The 19,968-nt window shown below is 49.1% G+C and carries 20 protein-coding genes and 1 riboswitch; of the genes, 15 read left to right on the top strand and 5 right to left on the bottom strand.

What is annotated here, in order from left to right; genetic code table 11:
- Together WC5_RS02410 and WC5_RS02415 are read left to right on the top strand one after the other, a co-directional pair.
- A complete protein-coding gene (locus WC5_RS02410) occupies positions 1-2,481 on the top strand; it encodes a fimbrial biogenesis outer membrane usher protein (protein WP_000944519.1) in 2,481 nt (826 codons plus the stop codon).
- Between the two features lie 15 nt (positions 2,482-2,496).
- Entirely contained in the window at positions 2,497-3,531 is a 1,035-nt protein-coding gene (locus WC5_RS02415; protein WP_001222155.1) for a putative fimbrial-like adhesin protein, read from the top strand.
- An 82-nt stretch (positions 3,532-3,613) separates the two neighbouring features.
- Here WC5_RS02415 and rcnB read toward each other — a convergent pair whose 3' ends face one another.
- A complete protein-coding gene (rcnB, locus tag WC5_RS02420; RefSeq protein ID WP_000155512.1) occupies positions 3,614-3,952 on the bottom strand; it encodes a Ni(II)/Co(II) efflux transporter accessory subunit RcnB in 339 nt (112 codons plus the stop codon).
- 218 nt (positions 3,953-4,170) lie between these two features.
- The gene (locus WC5_RS02425) at positions 4,171-4,992 is read right to left on the bottom strand and encodes a nickel/cobalt efflux protein RcnA (protein ID WP_000134641.1); all 822 of its coding nucleotides are present in this window, start codon (positions 4,990-4,992) and stop codon (positions 4,171-4,173) included.
- Between the two features lie 119 nt (positions 4,993-5,111).
- Between WC5_RS02425 and rcnR the strand changes: the two genes are divergently transcribed.
- The 5 genes from rcnR to WC5_RS02450 all read left to right on the top strand — a co-directional run bounded on the left by rcnR (position 5,112) and on the right by WC5_RS02450 (position 8,874).
- On the top strand, positions 5,112-5,384 hold the full coding sequence (gene rcnR, locus WC5_RS02430) for a Ni(II)/Co(II)-binding transcriptional repressor RcnR (protein ID WP_000019944.1): 273 nt from the start codon (positions 5,112-5,114) through the stop codon (positions 5,382-5,384).
- A 91-nt stretch (positions 5,385-5,475) separates the two neighbouring features.
- A riboswitch (TPP riboswitch) is annotated at positions 5,476-5,572 on the top strand.
- A gap of 34 nt (positions 5,573-5,606) precedes the next feature.
- Positions 5,607-6,395 (top strand): hydroxyethylthiazole kinase, encoded by a 789-nt coding sequence (gene thiM, locus WC5_RS02435; protein WP_001195572.1) that lies wholly within the window; start codon positions 5,607-5,609, stop codon positions 6,393-6,395.
- The gene (gene thiD, locus WC5_RS02440; RefSeq protein WP_000822264.1) at positions 6,392-7,192 is read left to right on the top strand and encodes a bifunctional hydroxymethylpyrimidine kinase/phosphomethylpyrimidine kinase; all 801 of its coding nucleotides are present in this window, start codon (positions 6,392-6,394) and stop codon (positions 7,190-7,192) included. Before thiM ends, thiD begins: the two co-directional genes overlap by 4 nt.
- A 65-nt stretch (positions 7,193-7,257) precedes the next feature.
- Positions 7,258-8,076, top strand: a complete 819-nt coding sequence (locus tag WC5_RS02445; RefSeq protein ID WP_010351133.1) for a glycoside hydrolase family 25 protein — start codon at positions 7,258-7,260, stop codon at positions 8,074-8,076.
- A 51-nt stretch (positions 8,077-8,127) separates the two neighbouring features.
- Complete coding sequence (locus WC5_RS02450; RefSeq protein WP_000434024.1) at positions 8,128-8,874, top strand: GntR family transcriptional regulator; 747 nt, start codon at positions 8,128-8,130, stop codon at positions 8,872-8,874.
- Here WC5_RS02450 and WC5_RS02455 read toward each other — a convergent pair.
- From WC5_RS02455 to WC5_RS02465, 3 genes are read right to left on the bottom strand one after another with little or no spacing between them, the layout of a single operon-like run.
- Positions 8,848-9,813, bottom strand: coding sequence for a carbohydrate kinase family protein (locus tag WC5_RS02455; RefSeq protein ID WP_016231812.1), 966 nt, complete (start codon positions 9,811-9,813; stop codon positions 8,848-8,850). The two genes, WC5_RS02450 and WC5_RS02455, sit on opposite strands and share 27 nt — an antisense overlap.
- Positions 9,810-10,814 (bottom strand): ADP-ribosylglycohydrolase family protein, encoded by a 1,005-nt coding sequence (locus tag WC5_RS02460; protein ID WP_000846198.1) that lies wholly within the window; start codon positions 10,812-10,814, stop codon positions 9,810-9,812. The genes WC5_RS02455 and WC5_RS02460 overlap by 4 nt, the downstream gene beginning before the upstream one ends.
- Positions 10,811-12,088, bottom strand: a complete 1,278-nt coding sequence (locus WC5_RS02465) for a nucleoside permease (RefSeq protein WP_000858513.1) — start codon at positions 12,086-12,088, stop codon at positions 10,811-10,813. The genes WC5_RS02460 and WC5_RS02465 overlap by 4 nt, the downstream gene beginning before the upstream one ends.
- A gap of 255 nt (positions 12,089-12,343) precedes the next feature.
- Here WC5_RS02465 and fbaB point away from each other — a divergent pair, with 255 nt between their 5' ends.
- The 8 genes from fbaB (at position 12,344) to WC5_RS02505 (ending at position 19,879) form a co-directional block, all read left to right on the top strand.
- Positions 12,344-13,396, top strand: coding sequence for a class I fructose-bisphosphate aldolase (gene fbaB, locus WC5_RS02470; RefSeq protein WP_000129561.1), 1,053 nt, complete (start codon positions 12,344-12,346; stop codon positions 13,394-13,396).
- A 229-nt stretch (positions 13,397-13,625) separates the two neighbouring features.
- Complete coding sequence (locus WC5_RS02475) at positions 13,626-14,480, top strand: tagatose bisphosphate family class II aldolase (RefSeq protein WP_000289797.1); 855 nt, start codon at positions 13,626-13,628, stop codon at positions 14,478-14,480.
- Between the two features lie 28 nt (positions 14,481-14,508).
- Positions 14,509-15,771 (top strand): tagatose-bisphosphate aldolase subunit GatZ, encoded by a 1,263-nt coding sequence (gene gatZ / locus WC5_RS02480; protein WP_000853824.1) that lies wholly within the window; start codon positions 14,509-14,511, stop codon positions 15,769-15,771.
- A 12-nt stretch (positions 15,772-15,783) separates the two neighbouring features.
- Positions 15,784-16,236: a PTS galactitol transporter subunit IIA gene (gatA, locus tag WC5_RS02485; RefSeq protein ID WP_000163639.1), complete on the top strand. Its 453-nt coding sequence runs from the start codon at positions 15,784-15,786 to the stop codon at positions 16,234-16,236.
- Between the two features lie 31 nt (positions 16,237-16,267).
- Complete coding sequence (gene gatB / locus WC5_RS02490; protein WP_000823282.1) at positions 16,268-16,552, top strand: PTS galactitol transporter subunit IIB; 285 nt, start codon at positions 16,268-16,270, stop codon at positions 16,550-16,552.
- A 3-nt stretch (positions 16,553-16,555) separates the two neighbouring features.
- Positions 16,556-17,911: a PTS galactitol transporter subunit IIC gene (locus WC5_RS02495; protein WP_000490655.1), complete on the top strand. Its 1,356-nt coding sequence runs from the start codon at positions 16,556-16,558 to the stop codon at positions 17,909-17,911.
- A gap of 48 nt (positions 17,912-17,959) precedes the next feature.
- Positions 17,960-19,000: a galactitol-1-phosphate 5-dehydrogenase gene (gene gatD, locus WC5_RS02500; protein ID WP_016231811.1), complete on the top strand. Its 1,041-nt coding sequence runs from the start codon at positions 17,960-17,962 to the stop codon at positions 18,998-19,000.
- Between the two features lie 105 nt (positions 19,001-19,105).
- Positions 19,106-19,879 carry a DeoR/GlpR family DNA-binding transcription regulator gene (locus WC5_RS02505; protein WP_010351518.1) on the top strand — a complete coding sequence of 258 codons (774 nt, stop codon included), beginning with the start codon at positions 19,106-19,108 and terminating at the stop codon, positions 19,877-19,879.
- Positions 19,880-19,968: the final 89 nt, after the last annotated feature.

Below are 19,968 nucleotides of genomic sequence, written 5' to 3'. Positions count from 1 at the left end.
ATGTTGAGAATAACCCCACTCGCATCAGCAATCGTTGTGTTATTGCTCGGCATTGAAGTTCATGCAGCAGAAGAAACCTTTGATACCCATTTTATGATGGGCGGAATGAAAGACCAACAGGTTGCTCATATTCGCCTGGATGATAATCAACCTTTACCGGGCCAGTATGACGTCGATATTTATGTCAATAAGCAATGGCGTGGAAAATACGAGGTTATCGTTAAGGATAATCCCGAAGAAACATGCCTGGCGAGAGAAATTATAAAGCGGTTAGGTATTAATACCGATAGCTTCGCCAGTGGCAGTCAATGTTTAACATTAGAGCAACTTGTTCAGGGCGGGAGCTATGCCTGGGATATCGGTGTTTTTCGTTTAGATTTCAGCGTTCCGCAAGCCTGGGTTGATGAACTGGAAAGTGGTTATGTTCCGCCGGAAAACTGGGAACGGGGTATCAATGCTTTTTATACTTCTTATTATATGAGCCAGTATTACAGCGACTATAAAGCGTCGGGTAATAGTAAGAGTAGTTATATTCGTTTTAACAGTGGATTAAATCTGCTGGGGTGGCAACTGCATTCTGATGCCAGTTTCAGCAAAACGGATAACAATCCAGGAGTTTGGAAAAGCAATACCCTGTATCTGGAACGCGGATTTGCACAAATTCTCGGCACGCTGCGTGTTGGTGATATGTACACCTCAAGCGATATTTTTGACTCTGTTCGCTTTAGCGGCGTGCGACTGTTTCGCGATATGCAGATGTTGCCTGACTCGAAGCAAAATTTTACCCCACGGGTGCAGGGGATTGCGCAGAGCAACGCGCTGGTAACTATTGAACAAAACGGTTTTGTCGTTTACCAGAAGGAGGTTCCGCCAGGCCCGTTTTCGATTACTGATCTGCAGTTAGCGGGTGGTGGAGCGGATCTTGATGTTAGCGTGAAAGAGGCTGACGGTTCGGTTACCACGTATCTGGTGCCTTATTCGGCGGTGCCAAATATGTTGCAACCGGGCGTGTCGAAATATGATTTTGCGGCGGGTCGTAGCCATATTGAAGGAGCAAATAAGCAAAGCGATTTTGTTCAGGTCGGTTACCAGTATGGCTTTAATAATTTATTAACGCTGTATGGCGGCACGATGATTGCCAATAATTACTACGCGTTTACTCTTGGGACTGGCTGGAATACACGCATTGGCGCAATTTCTGTCGATGCAACAAAATCCCATAGTAAGCAAGATAATGGCGATGTTTTTGACGGACAAAGTTATCAGATAGCCTACAACAAATTTGTGACTCAAACATCGACGCGTTTTGGCCTGGCAGCCTGGCGTTATTCTTCGCGCGATTACCGGACGTTTAACGATTATGTCTGGGCAAATAATAAAGATAATTATCGTCGCGATAAAAATGATGTCTATGATATTGCCGATTATTACCAGAATGATTTTGGCCGTAAAAATAGCTTCTCTGCCAATATGAGCCAGTCATTGCCCGAAGGCTGGGGTTCTGTGTCATTAAGTATGTTATGGCGAGATTACTGGGGGCGTAGCGGCAGCAGTAAAGATTATCAGTTGAGTTACTCCAATAACTTGCAACGGATAAGCTATACCCTCGCAGCAAGTCAGGCGTATGACGAGAATCATCATGAAGAGAAACGCTTTAATATTTTTATCTCGATTCCCTTTGACTGGGGTGATGACGTCACGACACCACGGCGGCAAATATATATGTCTAACTCAACGACGTTTGATGATCAGGGGCTTGCCTCAAACAATACAGGAATATCGGGAACGGTTGGGAGCCGCGATCAGTTTAACTATGGTGTCAACCTGAGTCATCAGCATCAGGGAAATGAAACGACAGCTGGTGCAAATTTAACCTGGAACGCGCCGATGGCGACAGTGAATGGTAGTTATAGTCAGTCCAGCACGTATAGGCAGGCTGGAGCCAGTATTTCAGGGGGCGTTATCGCCTGGTCTGGCGGTGTGAATCTGGCAAACCGTCTTTCTGAAACGTTTGCTGTGATGTATGCACCAGGAATTAAAGATGCCTACGTGAATGGACAAAAATATCGCACGACAAATCATAATGGGGTGGTGGTATACGACGGAATGACCTCTTATCGGGAAAATCACCTGATGCTGGATGTGTCGCAAAGCGATAGCGAAACAGAATTACGCGGTAACCGGAAAATTGCCGCCCCTTATCGCGGTGCGGTCGTGCTGGTTAATTTTGATACCGATCAGCGCAAGCCCTGGTTTATAAAAGCGTTAAGAGCGGATGGACAACCATTAACGTTTGGTTATGAAGTCAATGATATCCATGGTCATAATATTGGCGTTGTCGGTCAGGGAAGTCAGCTTTTTATACGCACCAATGAAATTCCGCCATCAGTTAATGTGGCTATTGATAAACAACAAGGGCTTTCATGCACAATCACCTTCGGTAAAGTGATTGATGAAACTAGAACTTATACTTGCCAATAAGCATCGGGTAACTTTATGAGAATTAACATAGTGTTATTTATATTCATGATGATGGTTATACCTGCGAGCTATGCGGCATGTTATGGAGAGTTGTCAGCGCAGCATAATTTGGTTGTTCAGGGGGATTTTGCGCTAACTCAAACACAAACAGCGACATATGAACATAATTTTAATGATTCGTCATGCGTGAGTACGAATACCATTACCCCCATGAGTCCTTCGGATATTATTGTTGGGCTTTATAACGATACCATCAAATTAAATTTACATTTTGAATGGACTAACAAAAACAGCATCACATTATCAAATAACCAGACCAGTTTCACCAGTGGTTATTCAGTAACGGTGACATCGGCAGCCAGTAACGCGAAAGTGAATGTTTCTGCGGGGGGCGGCGGAGCAGGGATGATTAATGGTGTCGCGACATTATCCAGTGCTTCATCAACAACGCGTGGGAGTGCCGCAGTACAATTTTTACTGTGTTTGTTAGGAGGAAAGTCGTGGGATGCATGTGTGAATAGCTACAGAAATGCATTGGCACAGAATGCAGGTGTCTATTCCTTTAATCTGGCATTGTCATACAACCCGATAACAACGACCTGCAAACCTGATGATTTATTAATTACTTTAGAGAGTATTCCCGTTTCACAGTTACCAGCCACAGGTAACAAAACAACAATAAATAGCAAGAAAGGGGATATTATTCTGCGTTGTAAAAATTTATTAGGTCAACAAAATCAAACATCACGGAAAATGCAGGTGTATTTATCAAGTTCTGACTTGTTAACCAGCAGTAACACGATACTGAAAGGTGCGGAAGATAATGGCGTAGGATTTATTCTTGAAAGTAATGGTTCGCCAGTCACACTTTTAAATATCACTGACAGTAGTACAGGATATACAAATTTAAAGGAAATTGCGGCTAAGTCAAAAATTACAGATACAACGGTCTCAATTCCAATAACAGCCAGTTACTATGTTTATGATAAAAACAAAGTTAAATCTGGCGCACTGGAGGCTACCGCATTAATCAACGTGAAATATGACTAATAACAAGTAAGACGAGCAAGTGGCTAATAATAAAAAATAACAAGGTGTCTGCATTTGCCCCCTCATGATGAGGGGGCTTTTTTTAGCGATGGTAAAATATTTCGCCGTCGTAGGCTTTAATTATTTTACCGTCAGTGTCGTTGATCAACACATATGCGCCACCCATATAGGTCCAGTGGGTTCCGGCGTCAGGCGCAGGCAGGTTACGCAACTGCCACTGCTTAATATTGTACTCATCGGTGCGGTACATCTCTGGAACGGTATCGCCTGGTTTGAAATGCTTGAAGTCAGCGATGAAACTGCTCAACTCATACTTTGAAATTCCAGAGGCATTGGTCGAACCCGCAGTGGCCGGTGCGGCCCACGCTACGCTGGTTGCCAGCAACAGCGCACCCAACAATAACTTATTTCTTATGGTCATATACTCTCCACGTTGGGGATCAGTAAAATCAGTCGCATATCTTTCCTGTCATACAATATAACCGACAAGCGATATTTTGTTAGTGATCCCATGATTTCGTAAAAAGTGTAAATGAAAGGATGCTGTAAAAGCATCCTCATCGGGCGAAGAGTCAGCGGAAATAGCTGATTTAAGAATCATCCTGGGTTGAAGATAACATGCAAGCCCAAAGGATTGAGTTATCGGATTATGCCCATAACGCCATGCACGCCCATATACACTCCGACTAAGCCAATTAACAGGCTGGAAAAATAGGGGGCTTTTTTGGCGAGTGTGTTAAAGCCGCTCCAGCGTTTTGCCACTTGCTGGACACTGATTGCTGCGCCAACGCCCACGGTGACCAGCGTTAACGCGAGGCCAATACTGAAACTGACGACCAGAGTTGCTCCCAGAGTGAGGGCTTTCAGTTGAATACAAATCAGCAGCACAGTTATCGCTGCAGGGCAGGGAATCAGTCCGCCAGTCAAGCCAAACAGTAAAATCTGCCAGTTCGTGACTTCCCTGCCATCAAAGCGTCGTTTAATGTCATTTGCGTGAGCCAGCTCATGGGCGTCCTGATATTCGACATTCTCGCCATGTTCGTGATGGTGATGATGTTCGTGATCATGGTCATGATGGTGGTGCTCGTGATCATGCCCGTGCATATTCTCAAGCCAGTTTCGTTCACCGCGCCATGTGCGCCAGAACATCCATAATGCGGTGCCGAGAATGATGACCGCAGAAATTAACTGTAGCCACGGTTCCGCCGACTGCGCAGTAAAGCGTTTGCTGATCACCATCCCGCCAAAGGCAATCAACCAGACTACCGCAGTATGCGAAATGGTTGCTGCCAGTCCAAGCATTACCGCCTGTTTAATCGTACCTTTAATGGCGATGATAAACGCCGCCATCATCGTTTTTGAGTGCCCTGGCTCCAGGCCATGAAGCGCACCAAGTAAGATGGCGCTGGGAATAAAAAACCAGGCGTTTCCTTGCTGAAGAAGAGTGGTAAATTCGGTCATGATAATAATTCTTAGTATTAAATGGATGCAGAGATTCTACTCCCCCCAGTACATGATACTACCCCCCAGTAGATTAATAGTGATATGATTTTTCATTATCTTGTTAACCAGGTGTTGCCATGTCTCATACCATCCGCGATAAACAAAAACTAAAAGCGCGTGCCAGTAAGATTCAGGGCCAGGTCGTTGCGCTCAAGAAAATGCTCGATGAACCGCATGAATGCGCTGCCGTTCTACAACAGATTGCCGCCATTCGTGGTGCGGTAAACGGCCTGATGCGGGAAGTGATTAAAGGGCATCTGACGGAACACATTGTTCACCAGGGTGATGAACTAAAGCGTGAAGAAGACCTGGATGTTGTCCTTAAGGTGCTGGATTCTTATATAAAATAGTTCCTTAACGTTATTGTAATACTGCCATTTTTCCTCGTTTACAACGCGCGCGCCGGACATTAACATCCTCCTTTGCGATTCATTATCGCAACCAAACGACTCGGGGTGCCCTTCTGCGTGAAGGCTGAGAAATACCCGTATCACCTGATCTGGATAATGCCAGCGTAGGGAAGTCACAGACCGCCAGGTCATTGCTTCTTCACGTTATGGCAGGAGCAAATTATGCAAGTCGACCTGCTGAGTCCGGCGCAATCTGCGCCCGTGTTACACCTTTTTCACCAATATTCCCCCCTTGTGCATTGCATGACCAATGATGTGGTGCAAACCTTTACTGCCAATACTTTACTGGCGCTCGGCGCATCGCCAGCGATGGTTATCGAAACCGAAGAGGCCAGTCAATTTGCGGCAATTGCCAGTGCCTTGCTGATTAACGTTGGTACATTGACGCAGCCACGCGCACAGGCGATGCGTGCCGCCATAGAACAGGCAAAACGCTCCCAAACGCCCTGGACGCTTGATCCAGTAGCGGTTGGTGCACTCGATTATCGCCGCCGTTTTTGTCTGGAACTCTTGTCTCATAAACCAAGCGCCATACGCGGTAATGCTTCGGAAATCATGGCATTAGCAGGCATTGCCAATGGTGGTCGTGGTGTAGATACTACTGACGCCGCCGCCAACGCGTTGCCCGCCGCACAAACTCTGGCAAATGAAACCGGCGCAATCGTCGTGGTCACTGGCGACGTGGATTATGTTACCGATGGTTGTCGCACCGTTGGCATTCATGGCGGTGACCTGTTAATGACCAGAGTAGTAGGAACTGGCTGCGCATTATCGGCAGTTGTCGCTGCCTGTTGTGCATTACCAGGCGATCAGTTGAAAAATGTCGCATCTGCCTGTCACTGGATGAAACAAGCGGGAGAACGCGCAGTCATCAGAAGCAAAGGGCCGGGCAGTTTCGTCCCACATTTCCTTGATGCGCTCTGGCAGCTGACGCAGGAGGTGCAGGCATGAAACGGATTAACGCTCTGACGATAGCCGGTACTGACCCGAGCGGCGGCGCGGGGATTCAGGCCGATCTTAAAACTTTTTCGGCACTTGGCGCTTACGGCTGTTCGGTAATCACCGCGCTGGTGGCGCAAAATACCCGTGGCGTACAGTCGGTGTATCGCATTGAGCCTGATTTTGTCGCCGCACAGCTTGATTCGGTGTTCAGCGATGTGCGAATCGACACCACCAAAATCGGCATGTTGGCAGAAACCGATATCGTTGAAGCGGTAGCAGAACGGCTGCAACGTTATCAGATCCAAAACGTGGTGCTGGATACCGTCATGCTGGCGAAAAGCGGCGACCCTCTGCTTTCACCTTCGGCGGTAGCCACGCTGCGTAGTCGATTATTGCCACAGGTTTCATTAATTACTCCGAACTTGCCGGAAGCAGCCGCTTTGCTCGATGCGCCACACGCGCGTAATGAACAGGAAATGCTGGAGCAGGGACGTGAATTATTGGCGATGGGCTGTGGCGCTGTGCTGATGAAAGGCGGTCATCTGGATGATGAACAAAGCCCGGACTGGCTGTTTACCTGTGACGGCGAACAACGCTTTGCTGCGCCGCGTATTATGACCAAAAACACCCACGGCACCGGTTGTACGCTCTCTGCGGCACTGGCGGCATTACGCCCGCGTCATACAAACTGGGCTGATACCGTTCAGGAAGCAAAAAGCTGGCTGTCGGCAGCGTTAGCCCAGGCAGACTCACTGGAAGTCGGCCACGGAATTGGTCCGGTTCACCACTTCCACGCCTGGTGGTGAGCACCGTACTATAGCTGCTTTGGTTATTGTCAGCTTTTTTGCGCTGAAATTCAGGGATGAAACTAATGCAGCTAAAAATCGTCAGTCGCAAAAAATTCACCGCTTTGTTATGCGCTCTGGCGCTAATTTCCATCGTTGCGATTTATCCCCGCCAGACGGTGAATTTTTTCTATTCCACAGCAATTCAGATCAAAGACTACATTCACTTTTACGGTTATCGCCCGGTCAAATCTTTTGCTATTCGCATTCCTGCCAGTTATACCATTCACGGAATAGATGTTTCACGCTGGCAGGAGCGGATCGACTGGCAGCGGGTGGCAAAAATGCGCGATAACGGTATCCGCTTACAATTTGCCTTTATTAAGGCGACGGAAGGCGAAAAGCTGGTGGATCCCTATTTTTCGCGTAACTGGCGTCAAAGCCGCGAAAATGGCCTGCTGCGTGGGGCATATCATTATTTTTCTCCGTCGATAGCAGCGCCTGTTCAGGCGCGATTATTTCTGCAAACGGTGGATTTTACACAAGATGATTTTCCTGCGGTGCTGGACGTAGAAGAGCGGGGAAAATTATCGGCAAAAGAATTACGCAAGCGGGTCAGTCAGTGGCTAAAAATGGTCGAAAAAAGTACGGGGAAAAAGCCGATTATTTACTCCGGAGCCGTTTTTTATCACACCAATCTGGCGGGATATTTCAATGAATATCCGTGGTGGGTGGCTCACTACTATCAACGTCGTCCGGACAATGACGGAATAGCCTGGCGTTTCTGGCAGCATTCCGACCGTGGACAGGTGGATGGCATTAATGGTCCGGTAGATTTTAATGTGTTTAATGGCACGGTGGAGGAGTTGCAGGCATTCGTTCATGGGATTAAAGAAACGCCTTAAATAAGAAGCAGTGATATACTCCCACCAGACTCCCCGGCAGGAAAAAGACAAATGGAACAAGCGCATACCCAGCTTATCGCCCAACTGAACGAACGTATTTTAGCGGCTGACAACACGCCGCTTTATATTAAGTTTGCCGAAACGGTAAAAAATGCCGTGCGCAGCGGGGTGCTGGAGCATGGCAATATTTTGCCCGGCGAACGCGATTTAAGTCAGTTAACCGGCGTTTCGCGCATTACGGTGCGCAAGGCGATGCAGGCGCTGGAAGAAGAGGGTGTGGTGACGCGTTCGCGTGGTTACGGCACGCAGATCAACAACATTTTCGAATACTCGTTAAAAGAAGCGCGAGGCTTTTCGCAGCAGGTGGTGTTGCGCGGTAAAAAGCCCGACACGCTGTGGGTTAACAAGCGAGTGGTAGAGTGCCCCGAAGACGTCGCGCAGCAGCTGGCGGTTGAAGCAGGAAGTGATGTCTTCTTGCTTAAGCGCATTCGCTACGTGGATGAAGAAGCGGTATCGATTGAGGAGTCGTGGGTTCCTGCGCATTTAATTCATGATGTTGATGCCATCGGTATTTCTCTTTATGACTACTTTCGCAGTCAGCATATTTTTCCAAAGCGTACCCGTTCCCGCGTTAGCGCCCGAATGCCGGATGCCGAGTTTCAGTCACATATTCAGTTAGATAGCAAAATACCGGTGCTGGTGATCAAGCAAGTGGCGCTTGACCAACAGCAACGGCCAATTGAATACAGCATCAGTCACTGTCGCAGCGATCTATATGTTTTTGTGTGCGAGGAGTAGTTCCTCGCGCGTTGGCGCGCAATCACCGCCCCGATGCCCGACAACCCACGACGCCACCGCATTACCCAGCAACACTGCATCTGCCATTGACAGACCGGATGCCAGCCCGGCAAGTACGCCACCTGCATGGCTATCACCTGCACCAATCGTATCAACGACTTGCGTTGGAAATGCCGGAACACAGCCTGATGCGTTGTCGCTGAAATACCAGGCACCTTCTTTATCCAGACGAACGATCAATGGCGCGGCAAATTTCTCCTGCCATTGCTTGCCTAGTGTTGTTATCTCTGCGGATAAAGCAAAACGTTCGGCGGCAATCTCAGCCTCTTGACGATTGAGTGACACTAAAGGTCGACAGGCCATGATCCGCGCCAGTAATGCATCCGGGATATCGCCAATACGTGGGCCAAAATCGATAAACGGCGTCACCTCTTGCAGCTCTTCCAGCCAATCCACCAACAATTCGCCGCAAGGCGAGGCCAGTTGATAACCAGAAAAATAGAGCAGGCTACCAGGTGTAACGGTTAGTCGCGCCAGCCACTGGTGATTCCACTGATTTTCCACGCCGCTGAACGACATAAAAGTGCGTTCGCCATCCGGCTCAACCAGCGCCAGACACCAGCCGTTATCGCCTTTGGCATTATCGATCAGGCTGATTAATCCCTCTTTTGCCATTCGGTTGCGAATAATCTCCGCCCACACCCCCTGACCGAGCGGCAAGGCGTTACCCGCTTCGATACCGAGACGCTTTAACGCCACGGCAATGTTCAACGCACAGCCGCCAACATTTACGCTCTGCTGTTTCAGTTCGATATCGCACCCGCGCCAGGGCAGGGCGTAAGCGTCGGCGATCACATCAATGACCGCCGCGCCAATTACCATAACCGGCTGACGCGTCGTTAATTGTGGCAGCAGCGTGTGTAACCGAGCGCCGCTCATACCGCCTCCCGTTGTTGGCGATACTTCGCCAGCGCCGTGGCGTAACGGTTGAAATCAAGCTGATTTACCGCATCCAGCTCTGCCTTTAATGCCGGATCGATAGCATTAACGCCATGCAACGCGCCACAAATCGCCGTTGCCATCGCGCCGATGGTGTCAGTGTCGCCGCCAAGATTGGCGCACAGGACGGCGCAGCGGTTAGGATCGGTTTGTGCCAGTTCAACCAGCGCAATGGCGCACGGAACGGACTCGATAGTGCTGGTGCCCGCGCCAACCACCTGGTAAAGCTGTTCGCTGGCGGATTCGGTGCCGTCGGCGTGACGAACAATCTTCAGCGCAATCTCCAGACGTGCCGCCAGTGAGGCGCTGAACGTAGTGATGCGTTTTTGTTGAGCATGTCGCGCAATCGAAGGCAGTGAATCAACAATCGCTGACCAGCTTTCTCCGTCAATGGCACGAGAAATCGCCCATGCGATGACTACCGCACCTGCAACCGCCAGATCGGATTTATGGGTCGGGCTGGACGCCAGCGCCACATCATCAATAAAGGAATCAACATCGCGCGCCGGAAGCAAACAACCCAATGGTGAGACGCGCATCGCGGCACCGTTGGTCACGCCATTGTTTTCCAGTTCGGCAACGGGTTTACCGTCGCGAATGGCGTTAAGCGCAATTTTTGAGGTCGGGCCAAGCACGTTTTTGTTGAAGGCGTCGAAACGCAGCGCCCAGTCGAGAATATTACGCCCAATCAGATCCGGGTCGATCTCGCCTTCACGTTCCAACAGCGCATCCGCCAGACACAGCGCCATCGAGGTGTCGTCAGTAAATTCGGCGCGGTTAAAATAACAGGCCGCGTTATTCTCCTTTGGTCCAGGCAGAAATCGGTCAATCCAGCCAAAGTGCGCTTTGACGCGGGAACGAGGCCAAAGCTCGGAGGGCATCCCCATCGCATCCCCTAACGCCTGCCCGTAAAGAGCACCGAGAATACGTTCTGTTTTCATTTTGCTTCCTCTTGTGTCAACGCAATATCGCGATCATCGACTTTGATAGCAGTAATTTCGTTGTCGGATTCGCGGAAAAAAATCATGAACAGCACGGCGATAATGGCAATCATCACCGCGCCGAAAGTCCACATTCCAGCCCAGTTGAAAGTCAGGCCGTTTACCGGCTCCTGATAAGCGAACATCTTTTCCATCATCACGCCGCCAAGACGATAACCGAGCAAACTGCCGAAGCCCTGGCAGCAGAGCGTGATCAGCCCCTGCGCGGCGGTACGCATATGCACGGGAGCTTTTTTATCGACATAGATGTAGGCAGTAACGTAGTAAAAATCGTAACTTACGCCGTGCAACAAAATGCCGAGGAACAGTAACGCGTAGGTGAAATATTCATCCGCACTGCCGTAAATAAAGAAGCCATAGCGAATTGCGGCAGTGACCAGACCAAGCAATAATACCTTTTTGATACCAAAGCGTTTGGTGAAAAACGGCAATGCCAGCATAAAGAAGATTTCAGAGAACTGGCCGAGCGTCATCCAGCCGGTGGCGTTTTTCATGCCGACTTCGGTCAGATAACCGTTGGCAAAGATGTAATAGAATGCCAGCGGCATCGCAAACAGGAACGAACAGAAGAAAAAGACGAGGAAGTTTTTATCGCGTAGCAGGATCAGCGCATCCAGGCCGAGCATGACTTTAATGTCCATTTTGCCAGTGCTTTTTGGCGGCGTGTCGGGCAGGAAAAACGCAAACACACCGAGCAGAGCAGAACTTGCGGCGGTAATCAGCAGTGGAATATTGGTCGGTGAAATATCGGCATAACCCAGCATTTGCGGCAAGAATCCACATGCCAGACCGGAGGCAATCCAGCCGATAGTGCCCATCACCCGAATGCGCGGGAAATCACGCTCCACATCCGGCACGTTGGCAAAGGCGATACTGTTAGTCAGCGCAATGGTCGGCATATAGGTTAGCGAGTAGGCCAGCAGTAACGGGAAGAACCCGGCAAAAGTGGTTTGCTGTGCAGCGAAGTACATCAGCACTGCGCCAGCGAACATCAATACAGCCAGCACTTTTTGCGCTGAGAAAAAGCGGTCTGTGATGGAGCCAACCAGAATCGGCGACAGGATCGCCGCAATAGCGGTACAGGCATACGACCAGCCAATTTCTCCGGCACTAAAACCACTTTTACTTAACCACAACCACAATGGCACAAACCACGCGCCCCAGATAAACCATTCAACAAACATCATGAACGACAGCTTTGCTGTTGTTTTCATCTTTTAATTCCTTCATGACAGGTAATGTAAGGTACGCGCTGACAATACCATCAAATAATACCTTTAAAATACCTTTGCGGTGAAAACTTGACCGCTGTAACACTTTTTCTGATGAATCGAGCCAACAGAAAACGCTGAAAAAACATCCTGAGAATGGAAAAAATAGCCTGTAACGACCAGGATTATGATTGCCCGCAAAGGCGGGCCAGGACAATCCATAGCCGATATCCAATCGGAATTTACGGGAGCATAGTAATGACAGATATTGCGCAGTTGCTTGGCAAAGATGCCGACAACCTTTTACAGCATCGTTGTATGACTATTCCTTCTGACCAGCTTTATCTTCCCGGACATGACTACGTAGACCGCGTGATGATTGACAATAATCGCCCGCCGGCGGTGTTACGTAATATGCAGACGTTGTACAACACCGGGCGTCTGGCGGGAACGGGATACCTTTCCATTTTGCCGGTTGATCAGGGCGTCGAGCACTCTGCCGGAGCTTCATTTGCCGCTAACCCACTCTACTTTGATCCGAAAAACATTGTCGAACTGGCGATCGAGGCGGGCTGTAACTGTGTGGCGTCAACTTACGGCGTGCTGGCATCGGTATCGCGGCGTTACGCGCACCGCATTCCGTTCCTCGTCAAACTCAACCATAACGAGACGCTAAGTTACCCGAATACCTACGATCAAACGCTGTATGCCAGCGTAGAGCAGGCGTTCAACATGGGGGCGGTGGCGGTTGGTGCGACCATCTATTTTGGCTCGGAGGAGTCACGTCGCCAGATTGAAGAAATTTCTGCGGCCTTTGAACGTGCGCATGAACTGGGCATGGTGACAGTGCTGTGGGCGTATCTGCGTAATTCTGCCTTTAAGAAAGAGGGCGTTGATTACCATGTTTCCGCCGACCTGACCGGCCAGGCGAACCATCTGGCGGCGACCATTGGCGCGGACATCGTCAAACAGAAAATGGCGGAAAATAACGGCGGCTATAAAGCGATTAATTACGGTTACACCGACGACCGTGTTTACAGCAAGTTGACCAGCGAAAACCCGATTGATCTGGTGCGTTATCAGTTAGCTAACTGTTATATGGGGCGCGCAGGGTTGATTAACTCCGGCGGCGCTGCGGGCGGTGAAACTGACCTTAGCGATGCGGTGCGTACTGCGGTTATCAACAAACGTGCAGGCGGAATGGGGCTGATCCTTGGTCGTAAAGCGTTTAAGAAATCGATGACCGACGGCGTGAAACTGATTAACGCCGTGCAGGACGTTTATCTCGATAGCAAAATTACTATCGCCTGATACGCTTCATACGAACAGCACTACCCCGTAGGGCGGATAAGGCGTTCGCGCCGCATCCGGCATAAAACCACGCGCACTTTGCTACGGCTTCCCTCTTGGGAGGCCGTTTTTTTGTCTGTCATTGCTGGATTTATTTTCATTTTGTCGTTTTTGTGATCATTATCTCGACATTTAAAAACAAATAATTTCATTATATTTTGAAATCGAAAACAAACGACAGGATTTGAAAATGTACGTGGTATCGACAAAGCAGATGCTGAACAACGCGCAGCGCGGCGGCTACGCGGTTCCGGCATTCAACATTCACAATCTCGAAACGATGCAGGTAGTGGTGGAAACCGCAGCTAGCCTGAATGCGCCGGTCATCATCGCCGGAACACCCGGCACGTTTAACCATGCCGGAACAGAAAACTTGCTGGCGCTGGTTAGCGCGATGGCGAAGCAGTATCACCATCCGCTGGCGATTCACCTTGACCATCACACAAAGTTTGAAGATATCGCGCAGAAAGTGCGCTTCGGTGTGCGCTCGGTGATGATTGACGCCTCGCATTTGCCTTATACGCAGAACATTGCACGAGTCAAAGAAGTGGTGGATTTTTGCCATCGCTTTGATGTCAGCGTCGAAGCTGAACTGGGGCAACTTGGCGGTCAGGAAGACGATGTGCAAGTCAATGACGCCGATGCTTTATATACCAGTCCATCACAAGCCCGCGAATTTACGCAAGCGACGGGAATTGATTCCCTGGCGGTCGCCATCGGCACCGCTCACGGTATGTATGCCAGTGCCCCGGCGCTGGATTTCTCCCGCCTTGAGGCCATACGTCAGCAGGTTGCGCTACCGCTGGTACTGCATGGTGCGTCGGGACTGTCTTCTGCGGACATTCGCCAAACAATCAACCTGGGTATTTGCAAAATCAATGTCGCGACGGAGCTGAAAAATGCCTTCTCGCAGGCGTTAAAACGTTATCTGACGGAACATCCAGAGGCGACCGATCCCCGAAATTATTTGCAGTCGGCCAAATTGGCAATGCGCGATGTGGTGAGCAAAGTGATTGCCGATTGTGGCTGCGAGGGCAGGGCATAACGCATCTGCCATTTAACAAGGAAAAACCATGAAAACGTTAATTGCCCGGCATAAAGCCGGTGAACATATCGGCATATGTTCTGTCTGTTCGGCGCATCCGTTGGTTATTGAAGCGGCGCTGGCTTTCGATCTCAGCAGCACACGCAAAGTGCTGATTGAAGCAACGTCAAACCAGGTCAATCAATTTGGCGGTTATACCGGAATGACACCGGCGGACTTTCGCGAATTTGTTTTTGCGATTGCTGATAGAGTTGGGTTTGCGCGCGAGCGCATTATTCTCGGCGGCGACCATCTGGGGCCAAACTGCTGGCAGCAAGAACGTGCGGATGCAGCGATGGAAAAATCCGTCGAGCTGGTAAAGGCATATGTTCGTGCCGGTTTCAGTAAAATTCATCTTGATGCGTCAATGTCCTGTGCGGGCGACCCTGTACCTTTAGCGCCAGAAACGGTTGCTGAACGTGCCGCTGTACTTTGCCACGCAGCGGAAAGCGTGGCGACGGATTGCCAGCGTGAACAACTGACTTATGTGATTGGCACCGAAGTTCCGGTTCCGGGCGGTGAGGCCAGCGCCATTCAGTCGGTGCACATCACAAGGGTAGAAGATGCCGCCAATACTTTACGTACACATCAAAAAGCGTTTATTGCCCGTGGCCTGACAGAGGCGTTAACGCGCGTGATTGCGATAGTGGTACAGCCTGGCGTTGAATTTGATCACAGCAATATTATCCATTATCAGCCGCAAGAAGCGCAGGCGCTGGCGCAATGGATAGAAAACAGCAAAATGGTCTATGAAGCACATTCCACCGATTACCAGACCCGGACGACGTATCGGGAATTAGTACGCGATCACTTTGCAATTTTGAAAGTAGGGCCAGCATTAACCTTTGCTTTACGCGAGGCGATATTTGCGCTGGCACAAATTGAGCAGGAACTTATCGCGCCGGAAAATCGCAGCAGTTGTCTTGACGTGATTGAAGAAGTCATGCTCGACGAACCGCAATACTGGAAAAAATATTACCGTGCTGGATTTAACGATTCTTTGCTGGATATTCGTTATAGCCTTTCTGATCGTATTCGTTATTACTGGCCGCATAGTCGAATTAAAAATAGCGTCGAGATGATGATGGCGAACCTTGACGGTGTCGAAATTCCACTGGGTATAATTAGTCAGTATTTGCCAAAACAATTTGAACGCATCCAGAGTGAGGAACTCAAGGCGATACCACATCAGCTTATTATGGATAAAATTTTTGATGTTCTGCGCGCCTATCGTTACGGTTGTGCAAAATAATAAGGATGTAATATGACAAAGCTATTTGTTCGTAGCGGTATTTCGTTTGCCGATCGCCGCGAAGCACTCACCCATATTGGCAATGAAATGGTCGCGCAAGGTGTTGTTCATGACTCCTGGCCACAGGCATTAATTGCCAGAGAAGCGGAATTCCCCACCGGGATTATGCTGGAACAGCACGCCATTGCAATACCGCACTGCGAGGCGATTCATGCAAAAACGTCAGCCATTTATCTGTTAAGACTCGCGGATAAAATCAATTTTCAGCAAGCAGATGATGATAATGAAGTGGCGGTTTCATTAATCATCGCCCTGATTGTAGAAAATCCACAGCAGCAACTGAAACTTTTACGTTGTTTATTTGGCAAGCTGCAACAACCCGATGTGGTCGAAACGCTTATCAACATTCCAGAAGTGCAATTAATGGAATATTTCAAAACATCTGTTTTAGATTCAAATGAATAAAATCCCTCTGTACTAATAAAAAGGACTGTTTATGAAACGCAAGATTATTGTCGCTTGCGGAGGCGCGGTTGCGACTTCTACGATGGCGGCGGAAGAGATTAAAGAGTTATGTCAGAGCCATAATATCCCTGTTGAATTAATCCAGTGTCGGGTTAATGAAATAGAAACTTATATGGATGGTGTACATCTGATTTGTACGACTGCCAAAGTTGACCGCAGTTTTGGTGATATTCCGTTAGTTCACGGTATGCCTTTTGTTTCTGGTGTAGGGATCGAAGCATTACAAAATAAAATTCTGACTATCTTACAGGGGTGACCTATGTTTTCAGAAGTCATGCGTTATATTCTCGACCTTGGCCCTACGGTCATGTTGCCGATTGTCATTATTATTTTTTCAAAAATATTAGGCATGAAAGCAGGCGATTGCTTTAAAGCGGGTCTGCATATCGGGATTGGCTTTGTTGGCATCGGTCTGGTGATTGGCTTAATGCTGGATTCCATTGGCCCGGCGGCGAAAGCGATGGCGGAAAATTTCGACTTAAATCTGCATGTGGTCGATGTCGGCTGGCCGGGATCATCTCCAATGACCTGGGCGTCGCAAATTGCGCTGGTGGCTATTCCAATTGCAATTCTGGTTAACGTGGCAATGCTGCTCACGCGTATGACGCGGGTAGTGAATGTCGATATCTGGAATATCTGGCATATGACCTTCACCGGCGCGTTGCTGCACCTGGCGACAGGTTCATGGCTGATTGGCATCGCGGGAGTGGTGATTCACGCAGCGTTTGTTTATAAGTTGGGCGACTGGTTTGCCCGCGATACCCGTGATTTCTTTGAGCTGGAAGGCATAGCCATTCCGCACGGCACATCGGCGTATATGGGGCCGATTGCGGTGCTGGTCGATGCCATTATCGAAAAAATCCCTGGTATTAACCGGATTAAATTTAGCGCCGACGATATTCAGCGTAAATTTGGCCCTTTTGGCGAACCGGTCACCGTGGGTTTTGTGATGGGACTGATTATCGGCATTCTTGCCGGTTACGATGTCAAAGGCGTATTGCAACTGGCGGTAAAAACGGCGGCGGTGATGCTGCTGATGCCACGGGTGATCAAACCTATCATGGATGGTTTAACGCCCATCGCGAAGCAGGCGCGTAGCCGTTTACAGGCGAAGTTCGGCGGTCAGGAGTTTTTGATTGGGCTTGATCCGGCGTTGCTGCTGGGGCATACGGCTGTGGTGTCGGCAAGCCTGATTTTTATCCCGCTCACTATTTTGATTGCCGTTTGTGTGCCGGGTAATCAGGTGCTGCCGTTTGGCGACCTTGCCACCATCGGCTTCTTTGTGGCGATGGCGGTCGCGGTGCATCGTGGAAACCTGTTCCGCACCCTGATCTCTGGCGTCATCATTATGAGCATCACCCTGTGGATTGCGACGCAAACTATTGGCCTGCATACCCAACTGGCTGCCAATGCGGGCGCGTTAAAAGCCGGAGGCATGGTGGCTTCGATGGATCAGGGCGGTTCACCGATTACCTGGTTACTGATTCAGGTTTTCTCCCCGCAGAATATCCCCGGTTTCATTATTATCGGCGCTATTTATCTCACCGGTATTTTTATGACCTGGCGTCGGGCGCGCGGTGTTATTAACAAAGAGAAAGCTGCTGTCGCACAATAAATTATACCCAAGGGGGAGAATATCCCCCTTTATCACTCAGGAGTTTTTATGAAATCAGTTGTTAATGATACTGATGGTATTGTCCGCGTGGAAGAACATAAGTTACCCGAAATTTATCATCAGGATGATGTGCGGATTAAAATTGCCAGTTCAGGATTATGTGGTTCCGATTTGCCTCGGATATTTAAAAATGGCGCACATTATTACCCCATAACATTGGGGCATGAATTCAGTGGTTTTGTTGATGCCGTGGGGAGTGGGGTAAATGATTTACACACTGGCGATGCGGTCGCTTGTGTTCCGTTATTACCCTGTTTTAAATGTCCGGAATGTCTGAAAGGGTTTTATTCCCAGTGTGCGAAATATGATTTTATTGGATCACGACGCAACGGGGGATTGGCAGAATATATTGTGGTGAATCGAAAAAATGTCTTTGCACTACCAGAGGAAATGCCGATTCAGGATGGTGCCTTTATAGAGCCAATTACCGTCGGCCTGCACGCTTTCCATTTAGCGCAAGGCTGTGAAAATAAAAACGTCATTATTATTGGTGCCGGAACCATCGGCCTGCTGGCGATCCAGTGCGCCAGTGCGCTGGGGGCGAAGAGTGTGACGGCTATCGACATTAGCCCAGAAAAACTGGCACTGGCAAAATCCTTCGGTGCCACGCAAACATTTAACAGCAGCGAAATGAGTGCGCCACAAATGCAGGCTGTTTTACGCGAACTGCGCTTTAATCAGCTTATCCTTGAGACGGCTGGCGTACCGCAGACCGTCGAACTGGCGGTAGAGATTGCCGGACCTCATGCACAACTGGCGCTGGTGGGCACGTTGCATCAGGATCTGCATTTAACGTCGGCGACATTTGGCAAAATATTGCGTAAAGAGCTGATGGTTATCGGCAGTTGGATGAACTACTCCAGCCCGTGGCCAGAGCAGGAGTGGGAAACAGCGAGCTGCTTGCTGGCAGAGCGTAAGTTATGTCTGGAGCCATTAATCGCTCACCGTGGGAGCTTTGAAAGCTTCGCCCAGGCGGTGCGTGATATCGCTCGCAATACCATGCCGGGTAAGGTGTTGCTTATTCCCTGAAACCGTGGGCCAGCGTGATGCTGGCCCGGCGTTGTGCAAAACAGATCATTCACCAATGGTCCCCCTTCGTTTACACTATGCGCAATTGAATATGGGTAAATGACGATGAATTCATTCGAGCGAAGGAATAAGATCATCCAATTAGTGAATGAACAGGGGACCGTGCTTGTTCAGGATCTGGCGGGAATATTTGCTGCCTCGGAAGCGACAATCCGTGCCGATTTGCGCTTTCTCGAACAAAAAGGCGTGGTTACGCGCTTTCATGGTGGTGCGGCGAAAATAATGTCCGGCAATAGCGAAACCGAGACACAGGAAGTAGGATTTAAAGATCGCTTTCAGCTCGCCAGTGCGCCTAAAAACAGAATTGCACAGGCAGCAGTAAAAATGATCCACGAAGGGATGACCGTTATTCTCGACAGCGGAAGTACGACAATGCTTATCGCCGAAGGATTAATGACCGCCAAAAATATCACGGTGATTACCAACAGTCTCCCTGCGGCATTTGCCCTTTCCGAAAATAAAGATATTACGCTGGTGGTTTGTGGTGGCACGGTACGCCATAAAACGCGCTCGATGCATGGTTCCATTGCCGAGCGTTCATTGCAGGATATCAATGCCGATTTAATGTTTGTTGGTGCGGACGGTATCGATGCGGTTAATGGCATTACCACCTTTAATGAAGGTTATTCGATTAGCAGTGCTATGGTCACCGCAGCAAATAAAGTGGTTGCGGTACTGGACTCAACGAAATTTAACCGCCGTGGATTTAATCAGGTACTGCCAATCGAAAAAATTGACATTATTATTACTGATGATGCCGTGTCAGAGGTGGATAAACTGGCATTGCAGAATACACGGGTGAAATTAATTACAGTGTAGTATTCATCTGTTCAGTTTGTAGGCCGGATAAGGTGTTTACACCGCATCCGGCATAACTGATTCTCCTTAATGCAAGAGAGAATAATTTG

Source organism: Escherichia sp. KTE114, from assembly GCF_000407765.1.
GTDB lineage: Bacteria > Pseudomonadota > Gammaproteobacteria > Enterobacterales > Enterobacteriaceae > Escherichia > Escherichia ruysiae.
Note: the sequence above shows the minus strand (reverse complement) of the source record. Positions and strands in the feature narration are given on the sequence as shown.